General features: G+C 58.9%; 6 protein-coding genes. 1 reads left to right on the forward strand and 5 read right to left on the reverse strand.

Going from position 1 to position 10,900, the window contains the following annotated elements:
- The first annotated feature begins 7 nt into the window (after positions 1–7).
- On the forward strand, positions 8–529 hold the full coding sequence (locus tag M6689_RS09760) for a hypothetical protein (RefSeq protein WP_298270889.1): 522 nt from the start codon (positions 8–10) through the stop codon (positions 527–529).
- Positions 530–546: 17 nt separating this feature from the next.
- Here M6689_RS09760 and M6689_RS09765 read toward each other — a convergent pair whose 3' ends face one another.
- The 5 genes from M6689_RS09765 to M6689_RS09785 form a co-directional block, all read right to left on the reverse strand.
- Positions 547–1,719 carry a transporter gene (locus M6689_RS09765; RefSeq protein ID WP_298270890.1) on the reverse strand — a complete coding sequence of 391 codons (1,173 nt, stop codon included), beginning with the start codon at positions 1,717–1,719 and terminating at the stop codon, positions 547–549.
- 281 nt (positions 1,720–2,000) lie between these two features.
- Positions 2,001–3,335 (reverse strand): sigma-54 dependent transcriptional regulator, encoded by a 1,335-nt coding sequence (locus tag M6689_RS09770; RefSeq protein WP_298270892.1) that lies wholly within the window; start codon positions 3,333–3,335, stop codon positions 2,001–2,003.
- Between the two features lie 37 nt (positions 3,336–3,372).
- Positions 3,373–4,659 (reverse strand): hypothetical protein, encoded by a 1,287-nt coding sequence (locus M6689_RS09775; RefSeq protein WP_298270893.1) that lies wholly within the window; start codon positions 4,657–4,659, stop codon positions 3,373–3,375.
- A gap of 160 nt (positions 4,660–4,819) precedes the next feature.
- Positions 4,820–6,109: a hypothetical protein gene (locus tag M6689_RS09780; protein ID WP_298270895.1), complete on the reverse strand. Its 1,290-nt coding sequence runs from the start codon at positions 6,107–6,109 to the stop codon at positions 4,820–4,822.
- Positions 6,110–6,150: 41 nt separating this feature from the next.
- Complete coding sequence (locus tag M6689_RS09785) at positions 6,151–10,167, reverse strand: Ig-like domain-containing protein (protein WP_298270897.1); 4,017 nt, start codon at positions 10,165–10,167, stop codon at positions 6,151–6,153.
- Between the last annotated feature and the right edge of the window lie 733 nt (positions 10,168–10,900).

Here is a 10,900-nt window from a genome sequence, read left to right on the forward strand (position 1 = left end):
GTAGGCCATGCGCACACCTTGCATAAAAAGGATTCTGGCAGGTGCCACGGCTCTGGTGATGGGGATGGTGGTGACGTGTCCCGCCCTGGCGGATTCGCACGACGTCGACGAGGGGGCCGCGGCAGTCAGCAACCAGGAACTGGATACCATGCGCGGCGGCTATGACCTGGGAAGCGGGTTACTGATACCATTCGGCATCGACATAAGGAGAGACGTATTCATCGACGGCGTGCGCGTGGCGACGAGCACCCTGAACATCCCCATCGGAGGGGCACCGGGTCAGCAATTGTCAGGGCAGGGGAACACCACCGGCCCCATCGTGATCCAGTCGGGCACCGGCAACAGTGTGTCGCCGGACGTGCTCAGAAACCTTGGGCAAGGGCTTTTCACGTTTATTCAGAACAGCCTCGACAACAAAGTCATCCAGAACGTAACTCAGATCAACGCAACCCTCAACAGCCTGAGCATCTACAGGCAGATGAACCTCTCATTTTCGTTGAACCAGCAGCTTATCAATTCAATCCGGTAACATCAGTGCCAGTCGGCTCAGAAACTGACCGGGACGCGCAGCGTTAACTGGACATCCGGCGCCGCCTCCGTAACACCCACCCCCAGTGACAGGTTGATATTGGTATTTTCGAAGAGCTTATAGGAATAGCCGAACAACAGGGTCCCCACATAGGTATTCTGGATATCGGCAAAAAACTGGTTGTTTATCCTGGTCTTGCCGATAATGCTGTGGTCGTAGCCGATACTGAACGACGCCTTTTCGTTTATCGCCAACCCCATCCCGAAATTGAATTCAACCACATCCCCAGGATCGATGGTTCCGAAATCCCGTCCGTTAACCACGCCAACGTTGCGTTCAATATTCCACGTGTAACTGACGCCGCCGAAGAACACCGCCGGGTCTGAAGGGAAAAGGGCGGTCAACCCTCCCTGGACAGCCCAGAAGCCGGAACCGCGGGGCAGCTCCGTCTGCAGATTGGTGGCGGGATCTATCGGCACCTCGAAGCCGTTCTTGCCGGTGGGAGCCTTGGCCCGCAGGCTTGCAGTGAAGTATGGACCGGTGCTGGGTTGGTTCAACTGGTAGCGCAAACCGAACTCCACGTCACCGATGCCGTTGCCTTCCGCATCGAAGACATCTTCCCTGTCATTTTGTTGAGTGAAGGGACGGGTCGTTGATGTCTCTGACTGGTAGATGTAGGGGACTCGTGCTTCGACTTCTAACCGGTTCGTGAGCCCATAGCGGGCGGCCAGGGCGGTAACGTAGGTGTGGCGGGTGACGCTCCGAACGTCGATGAAACCGATGGTTATCGCCGGAATGTAGGTATAGCCTATGAGGGCGATCCGTCTGGTCGAAGAAAGCGAATACTGAAAGGACGGCTCCAGCACCAGAGTTCTCCGTGGTGTCAATATCCCGGGCTGTTCGAAGATGGGCGCAATTTCAGGGGGCTTTGCTTCGGGGGACTGTTCCGGCGGGCGTCCGACCGGCTGTGTTGCCGCCGATTTCTCTTTCGGTGTGACTTGCTCCTGTGTCGGCTGGCTTTCTTTCTGTCCGCTTTTCTTCGGGGTTGGTTTTCCGGTCGGTGGTTCCTTGGCCGGCGTGGTTTCGGAAGCGGGTGGGGCGGGCGTAGGATCGCCGTGGGCGGTTGCGGCTGTGAGCAGGCTGGTGGCCACACAGACGCAGGTCAAGACTCTGAAACTGTTTGCAGTCATAAGATTTGTCCCCCTAAGGTTTGATTGAATTGCACGGAAAATGATTAGCATCGATTAAAAGCTCGATGGCACCGAATAAACACCAGTCGGTACATTTTGTCAATCTTTAAAACGGCGTTTTTATTTCGAAGATTCCCGAATTACTTCAACTTTGTCATGTTAACTTACAAGTGACTTCTTGCCCCAACCTCCCCCCTCCCAACCTCCCCCCGCCGGGGAAATTCCCTCCCCCAGCGGGGGAGGGTAAGGGTGGGGGGGAAACAGAATGTGACGAAGTAGAATCAGGCATTTATCCCGAACTTGTTCATCAACCGGTAGAGGGTTACCCGCGATATGTCGAGTTGTCGGGCAGCTTCCGATACATTATTCATGGTGCGTTGCAGGCAGGCCTTGATCACCTCGCGTTCGGCTCTTTCGCGGGCACTGTCCAGCGACAGGTCACTTTCTGCTGTATCGGGATTGTCCAGACCGAGATCCGTTGCGGTGATCAGGCGGCTTTCGCTCATTACCGCGGCCCGCTTCACGCGGTTGATCAATTCGCGCACGTTACCCGGCCACGGGTGGTTGAGCATGGCGCGCAACGCCTTTTTGCTGAATCCCCTTACGGCAAGCTTTTCCTTGCGTGCAAACTCTCTCAGGTAAATATGGGCAAGCAATTCGATATCCCGTTCCCGTTCGCGCAAGGGGGGCATTCTGAGGCGCAGCACATTGAGCCGATAATAGAGGTCTTCGCGAAAACGCCCATCCCTCACGGCATGTTCAATGTCGACGTTGGTGGCGGCGATCACCCGTACATCTACGGGGATGACCCGGTTTGATCCGATCCGTTCCACCGTCTTTTCCTGCAGGAAGCGCAGCAGATTCACCTGAAGCTCCAGCGGCAGCTCGCCGATTTCGTCGAGGAAAACGGTCCCCCGTGCCGCCGCCTCTATCCGCCCGATCTTGCGCTGGAATGCGCCGGTAAAGGCCCCTTTCTCGTGACCGAACAACTCGCTCTGGATCAGCGGGGTCGGCAAGGCCCCGCAGTTGACCGCAACGAACGGCCACTGCCGGCGCGCGGAATGAAAATGTACGGCCTGCGCCGCCAGCTCCTTTCCGGTGCCGCTCTCGCCGGTAATCAGGATCGGAGAGTCCGAGCCCTGCATCTTGCGCATGTTCTGATAGAGCTCCTCCATGATGGCGCTTGCCCCCACCATCCGGTAACCGCCGGTATTCCTGGATGGTGCGTCAAGCCGGCTCTTCAGTGCGGCTTTGCCGTAGGCATGTCCGAGGGTGACCATCAGACGCATCGGATCCACCGGGAGGGTGTGGAAGTCGTGGAAATTATCCGCGACAAACCTGCCGGCTTCCGGTGTCTGCAGACCGGCGGCCGGTATGAGTGCTACCCACTCCATGGAATTTCTGGACAGGATTACGTCCTCGATTGTTTCCATGGCGCCTTCATGGAAATCGGCAAAGTGGATGAGCCCGACGTGCAGGTTACCTTTTCCGATCAAAGCCTTGGCGTCGGCACCGTTTGTCACCATCTGAAGGCCCCAGCCTTCCGACTCCAGTACCCCCGCAGGAAGATGGGGCCGTTCGGCCAGGCTCAGCATGAGTATTTCCCGCCTTGTCACTATCAACCTCAGAGAAATCGGGTTTTCTGCAGAGCTTCTACAGTCTGATCAATCCCACAGCTAATTTAAGAATTATCAACGCATCCCCGATGGTTATCCTCCCGTCCGGGAGGGGGGTGCCGCTTGTCATGGGGGAGACGTCTCCGTACAAGAGATCGTCAGCGGTCGGCACGTCGAGACCGGTGCAAATCCTGAGCGCCCTGAGGGCGTCCAACATGTCCACTTTGCCATCCTTCGTGATATCGCCGACTTTCCCCTGTGCGACATGAATGATGTTGCGCGGCACGCTTGCCGTGTTGCCCGCCTCGTCGGTCGCCGTGACGGTCACGTGGTAGAGCTTGTCCTCGGTGAAGCTCACATCCTGCTCGAAGACCTGCCCCGATGTGAGACCTTTGAACTCGTTGAGAACGACCCCATCCCGGGCCACGGTCACGGAGACTTTGGTCAGGGTGTCGGATACCGTACCGGTAATCTTTATGGTTGGCTGGGCACTCCTTATGTCCTGGAGGGGGTAGGTCAGCTCCAGGGACGGTGCCTGGTCGTCATAGGTGATGGTCCGTTTCTGGGAGGTACCGGAATTTCCGACCGAGTCCGTGGCGCGTATTTCGATGGTATTGATGCCGGAGACGAGGTTTGCGGTTACGCTGAAATTGTTGCCGCTCAGGGAAGAAAGCTGCGGCGCGCCGCCGTTTACCCTCATCTCCACCGTGGCGGTTTCGTCAACCGTCCCTGTGACTTGCACGAATGACTTGCTGGTCACGCTGTTGTCTGCCGGGGACGTGATGTCGAGCCCGGGGGGAGTCAGGTCGAGGGTGATGGTTCTCCGGTCGCTGCTCCAGTTTCCGGCACGGTCCGTTGCGACGGTCGTTATGGCATTTGCTCCCGCGCTCAGCGACAGTGGATAGCTGAACGTGCCATCGGTTTTGAATCCAACGCCGGCGCCGTTGATGGTGAGGGCCTTTATGCCGTTTTCGTCGCTTATCGATCCCGCGATGTTGAGGGTCGGGTTTCCGGTGACTGCACCGTTGGCGAGGGTGGACAGCAATAATGCCGGCGCCTTGGTGTCTACCGTCCATTGACTGGTGGAGGCGTCTGCATCGGCTTGCCAGCCGGAACTGTCCCTGCCGACCACGTAGATGGTGTGGGGTCCGTCGGGAAGATTTGCAAGGGATATCACCTCGTTCACCGGGGTAACGGCCGATTTGGTTCCTGGTTTCCAATAATCGAGCCAGTATTGGTAGGCGTCGATATCGTAGCCGCTTACCGTAAGGGTGGCGCTGGTCAGCCGGGTCGGACTCTGGGGAGCGCCGGTGATTTCGGCCACGGGCGCTCCATGGGCCTCCATTGCGCAAAAGAGGCAGAACCCGGTGACAGAGAGTGCGGTCCACATGTATCGCTTACCTCTTAGTCTTGACATTTTGCCCTCCATGGCAGAAATGCTGCGATCCGGGCCCGCGGGAACGCCCACGATTCCGGAAGTCCCTCTATTCCGTTACCGATGCACCTATGGTGCTCCCTGGGAAGGTTGATCCGCTGTTGTTCGGATCGTAGAGGACCGCATCGAACGAGACGACCTTGAAGTCGGAGATGGGGGGGGATGTCCCCGCCGGGACGTCGCACTTGATCGTCAACAGCTCGCCAACCCCGAAACCCCCGGCACTCGACGACAGCATCGCCACCGTCAGTTGTCCCCTGGCCGTACCTGATGGGGGGGTGTAATTCCCAATCGGGTAAATCCCCTGCGGAAGCGACGCGGAGGTTGTCACCACCCCGCTCAGGGTTTCGTACGCCGTTCCGGAAAAGTCTGCCTTCAGCGTTACCCCGTCCGGCAGTTCCACCGTCACCGTAAACCCGCCGAAAGACAAACCGGGGGGCGGTTCTCCGGTGGTAACCAGTTTGACGGTCCTGGTTGTTCCTCCCACGTTGACCAGGTTGGTCAACCTGATATCTTTCACAACGGTCGGATTCCTGTCCGACGCCAGAAAGTCCTTCAGGGCAGTCCGAAAGGCCGCGGCGTTCTCGACGGACATGGCGCCGTCGTCGGCCAGGTCGGTGGCCAGTGTGGTCAATACGTCGGATAACTTGCTGTTCTTCGCCATCTGGGAAATGGCCGCCAGCGCCAGGGTGTAATCTTTCTGCGTCTGGAAGGTGCTGTCTTTCAGGAACTCATCGTTAGTCAGCGCCACCGGTTGCGTCGCAATGATATCCACCTTGAAGAGGTCCGAAATCAGGGCATTTGCGCTGTTGACCTTATCCGCGGTAAGCGTGCCGCTTCCCTTGGTGGCAATTTGCGCCGCAAGTTCCGTCAGGGGAGTCACTGCCACCTTCACCTGATCACCGGTGGGATTGGCAATGAGTGCCCGTAGCGGTACCTCCGTGGGCTTGTCCATACCGGTAGCCTCATCGGTGTACGTGCCCGTGGCTTCTATCTCCACCACACCGCTGTAAGACACGCCGCCGGAAGAGCCGCTGACTGTCCTGGAGGAGCTGATGTGCGTCGAGTAGGTCCCGAAAGGGCTGATGGGAATCGGTTGCTTTTCGGGTATCGAAATTTCCTCCCTGTTTCTATCGGTGTTCACGGCATAGATCTTTACCGTCCCGTCTTTGAAGAGCCCCTTCGAGACAACGCCGCTTATTTTCGTATCGGTATCCGTCGGACTGGTCTGGCCGGTTGTCGACCCGCTGCCGCCGCCGCTGAATCCGCCGAATCCGCAGCCGCAGATGTGCGCTGTCACGAGAAAAAATATCAGACAGAAGAACGTTTTTGCTTTCATAGTGGGCCACCTCATGATGTCGACCCTCTCTCGGATCGCCGTTACTGCATCGGTTGCTGTGGAATGATTCCCAAGGCCATTTTCAGGATTATCAGTGCGTCACCAATGTCGATCCTGCCGTCGGGCACGGATCTGCCGTTGACGAACGGGGAGACGTCGCCGTTGATCAGGTAGCCGTCCGTCGGTTTCACGAGCCCCACGGCAATCCGCAAAGCTACGAGAACGTCCAGAACGGTGACGTTGAGATCACTGTTGAGATCGCCGTTGGGCGGGTTCGCCCAGGTGATGTTGCGTTGAACGCTGCTTTCGTTGCCTGCTTCATCCGTGGCCGTAACGGCAATACGATAGATGAGGTTTTTTGTCGGCAAAATCAGCTTCTGTTCGAAAGTCTGCCCGGAGCCGTCGCTGACCAGCGCGGGAGCGCCGAGTTGCTCGCCGTTCTGGGTGATGCGTACGGTGACATTGGTCAGGGCATCGGCCACTTTTCCCTTGATCGTCAGGTACCCGTTCGGGATCCTTATGTCGTTCGGCGGATCGGTGATCTCCAGAGACGGTTTCTGGTCGTCAAACGTGACGATCTGGCTGAACGAACTCCTGTTTCCGGCCAGATCGGTGACGGTGAGCACAATGTTGTTGCACCCCTCGGCCAGTTGGACGGAAGCGGTGAAACTCGTACCGTTCATGTCTGCAAACTGCGAGGAAAGGAGCACCGGCTCCGTCTTGCAGTTGTAAACCGTGACATCGAGCTGCCGGATATCGCTGGCAGGTTTACTCATGGTGCCGGTAACATCTACTGGTGACCGGGCGATCTTGCTGTCGGCCGCCGGAGAGATCCCGAAAAGCATGGTGCCGTTCGGATCGTAGGTGATGTTTCTGGTAAAGTGGGGGGTGCTCTCATTCCCCGCGCGATCGGTGGCTATAATGGTTATCCGGTTCGTCCCGACGTTCAGTTTCGGGATGCTGTGTCTGTAATCGCCGTTCGTATCGATCCCGTTCCCCGGCGTTAGTTCGGCTGAGTAGTAGGGACCGTTGCTGTCCGAGACCGAAATGACCAGAGTACGGATCCCGTTAAGGTCACCGACGTTCCCACTGAGGTTGAGATCCTCCTTGTTGGTGAACGAGTCGGGAGGGAGGGTGGATACGGTCAGGATCGGCGGCGTCGTGTCCACGATAACGGCAAGGGTGCCGCTTTCAGACCAGTTCCCCGCCGCGTCCCGCTCCTGGACGTAGAGCGTGTGGCTCCCTTCGCTCTGCTCGGCGGTCGGGGTGAAGGATGTTGCCGTGGTTTCGGTCGCGCCGGTCGTCAGGTCATTGTCGTCGAACTTGTAGCGGAAGGTCCCGTTGCCGCCGTTGCCACCCGAACCCCAGCTCCATGTGGGTGTTGTGTCGTTTGTCGGACTTGTTCCGGTGACTGTCGGGGCCGCCGGCGCCGTAGTGTCCACAACGATGCCGAAGCTGCCTCTGGCCGACCAGTTCCCCGCTGCGTCGCGTTCCTGCACGTAGAGGGTGTGAGTTGCCTCGTTCAGTGACACAGCCGGCGTAAAGGCCGTGGCGGCGGTCTGCGTCGCCCCGGTGGTGAGATCGGCGTCGTCCAGCTTGTAGCGGAACGTCCCGTTCCCTCCTCCGCCGGAGCTCCAGCTCCATGTCGGAGTGGTGTTGTTGGTTGGCGTCGTGCCGGAGACCGTCGGCGCGGCCGGGGCCATGGTATCCACGACGATGGCGAGGGTGCCGCTTGCGGACCAGTTCGCCGCCGCGTCCCGCTCCTGGACGTAGAGGGTGTGGCTTCCCTCGTTCAGTGCGGCAGCCGGGGTGAAGGTCGTGGCGGTGGTCTCCACTGCACCGGTCGAAAGATCGGCGTTGTCGAGCCTGTAGCGGAAGTACCCGTTCCCCCCGTTTCCTCCCGAGGTCCAGCTCCAGGCAGGGGTTGCCGTGTTGCTCGGCGTCGTCCCGCTGACTGCCGGCGCCGCCGGCGCAGTCCGGTCTATCGCCAGCGGACCGGCGCTGGAGGCATAGACCGCGGTCTTTCCGTCTTCTATCCTGGCATAGACGTAATAGGCCCCGTCCGGCAGGGTTGACGTATTCCAGGCGTAACTGGTCTTCCCTAGGCCGATGACGGAATTGGGATCTGAATTGGGAGCTATCTGCGTTATGTTCTTCTGGCTGCCGTCGTAGACAAATTTTTCAGTTCCGTAATAGAGGGTGATCTGGGCCGGACTGTCCGGGTCCGACGCGTTCCAGGCGATGGTGTAGATTTGGGCGTTGGTCACCGGTTCGGCTGCGCCCGGAGCGGTCAGCGTCATGCTCGGCGGCTGATTGGCCCCCTGGTTCTTGACCGTGAACGAGCTTGTCGCCATCCATGTGCTGTAATAGCCGTGCACGTCCTTCGCCTTGGCCCTCCAGTAGTAGCGGGTGTTGTCGGTAAGAGGAGTGTTGTCGGCAACCTTCCAGCTCGTTCCCGGGACTTCTGCACCGGCCACCAATGTCGCGAGGGAACTGTCGCTGTAAATCTCGAAATTGCAGGAGATGGCATCGTGGTCCACATCGGTGGCGCTGACGGTAAGGGTAGGCGTAGTGGAAGTCACCTCGCCGTTGTCGGGCGGGCTGACAAGGATCGGGACGTTGGGCGCCTCATTCTGCAGGTTGACGAAGAACTGGGCGGTCATCCACGGGCCGTCAGCCTGCCCGTCGTTTGCCTTCGCGCGCCAGTACCACATGGTGTTGTCGGTGAGGGGCCTGGCAACCGTCCAGCTCGTTGTCCCCGCCCCCTCGGCGACAGGGGGGGAAGTCTGCTTGTTGGGGCTGTCGAAGGTGTTGACGGTGTCGATCTCGAAAGTGTAGCTCAGAGTGTCCCTGTCCGCGTCGGTGGCGTTGTTGACCGTCAGGGTCGGGGTAAGCGTAGCGACTTCATTCGAGTTGTAATCCCCGTTTGGTGCCTTGACCGTCGGCGCGGTCGGGGCGTCGTTGGCGGTGTTCGTGAAGAAGGCGGCGCTCACCCAGTTGCCGGTTGCCCCGTGCTGGTCTACGGCCCTGCTTCTCCAGTAGTATTGGGTGTTGTCGGCAAGTTTTCCAGCGGGAACTGTCCATGGCGTACTTCCGTTATTCCCCTGCGCAATCCCGGAGGCATTCGCCGCGATGTTCGCGAAGCCGCTGTCTGTTGCCACGACAAATTCGTAGGTGATGGTGTCTCCATCCACGTCCGTTGCATTGGTGACGGTCAGGGGAGGGGTCAGCGTCGACACCACGGTATTGTCGCCGGGCGAGCTGATTGCCGGATCGGTGGGCTTGTCGTTCGCCGTGTTTGCGAAGAAGCTGGCCGTGGGCATGTCACCGCTGTTCCGGAAACCGTCGTTTGCCCTGCATCTCCAGAAATACAGGGTGTTGTCGGCAAGCTTTCCGGAGGGAATCGTCCAGGAGGCGACCCCGCCGCTGGCGGCAATTCCGCCCTGAGAGGCTGAGACAGTGCTGAAGTCGTTTGTCGTGCTGATTTCGAAGGTATAGGTGATCGGATCGTTGTCCGGATCGGTTGAGGCGTTTACCTTGAGGGTCGGAGTGAGCGACGTGACCTCGCTGACATTCGCTCCCCCGTCGGGGGGCGAATTGAGCGTCGGAACGCTGGGCGCGCCGTTGGAATCGGAAGGCCTGGTGAAGGACGCGCTCTTCGCACTGCTGCTCACGGCGTTGCCTGCCGGGTCGGTGATGCCAGATCTGGCGGTTATGGTGTATGGCGTCCCGATAGCCTGGGGGCTGGTGGTCAGGCGATACGCGGTGCCGTTCTGCGAGACCGCCGTCACGGCCAGGCCGTTGTCGGCCGTGTAGTTTGCAGCAACTGCTGCACCGAGGACCGTTTCGCTGAAGGTTACATCCACATGGGTCGAGTCCACATATGATGCGGTGGCGTTCATGGTGGGCGCGGTGGTGTCAACAATAATTGCCTTTTTGTCCGCAATATTTTGCCCGGTAGGAACGGTCGGGTCGGTTGTCCCATTTGTTGCGGCATCGGTCATGGTTCCGGTGATGCCGGTTATGTTCAGTTCAGCTGAATTCTGACCGGCAGCCACGGTATAAGTCCCGCTGTAACTGGTTACGTTACTTAATGTCCCAGTGGAAATGGTCGCACCGGAGTTTAAGGCTATGGTTAACCCGCTGGAAGAAACCGGCTCGCTGAAGTTTACCGTAACATTAATGGCGCCTCCTGCTTTGTAAGCACCGTCAGCCGTTGTCGAGGTGGCACCGCTTACCGATGGGACGGCGGTGTCGATAACGATGGCTTTAGCATCGGCAATATTTTTCCCGGAAGGTACAGTTGGATTGGCTGTTCCGTTTGTTGCGGTATCGGTAATAGTGCCGGTGATACCGGTGATGCTCAGGTCGAGTGAGGCCTCGCCAGCAGCCACGGGGTAGGTCCCGCTATAACTGGTTACGTTGTTCAATGTCCCGGTAGTAATGGAGGCGCCGGAGTTCAGGGCAATGGTCAACCCGCTGGAAAAAACCGGCTCACTGAAGTTTACAGTGATGTTGATGGCGCTTCCCGCCTTGTAGTTTCCGTTAGTTGTCGTTGAAGTTGCATTGCTGACCGTAGGGTCGGTCGTATCGATCACGATGGCCTTGCCATCGGCGATATTCTGTCCGGCAGGTACGGCAGGGTTGGTTGCACTGTTGCCGGCGGCATCGGTAATGGTCCCGGTGATGCCAGTTATCTTCAGATCGGCCGAGTTCTGGCCGGCGGCCACGGTGTAGGTGCCGCTGAAGCTGGCGGCGTTGCTCAGCGCCCCGGTGGTGATGGTGGCGCCG

The organism is Geobacter sp. (assembly GCF_027327745.1).
Lineage (GTDB): Bacteria > Desulfobacterota > Desulfuromonadia > Geobacterales > Geobacteraceae > Geobacter.

Excerpts from the sequence above, each read along its gene's own strand:
- M6689_RS09780 (WP_298270895.1), bottom strand. The coding sequence starts at position 6,109 with ATGAAAGCAAAAACGTTCTTCTGTCTGATATTTTTTCTCGTGACAGCG.
- M6689_RS09765 (WP_298270890.1), bottom strand. The coding sequence starts at position 1,719 with ATGACTGCAAACAGTTTCAGAGTCTTGACCTGCGTCTGTGTGGCCACC.
- M6689_RS09760 (WP_298270889.1), top strand. The coding sequence starts at position 8 with ATGCGCACACCTTGCATAAAAAGGATTCTGGCAGGTGCCACGGCTCTG.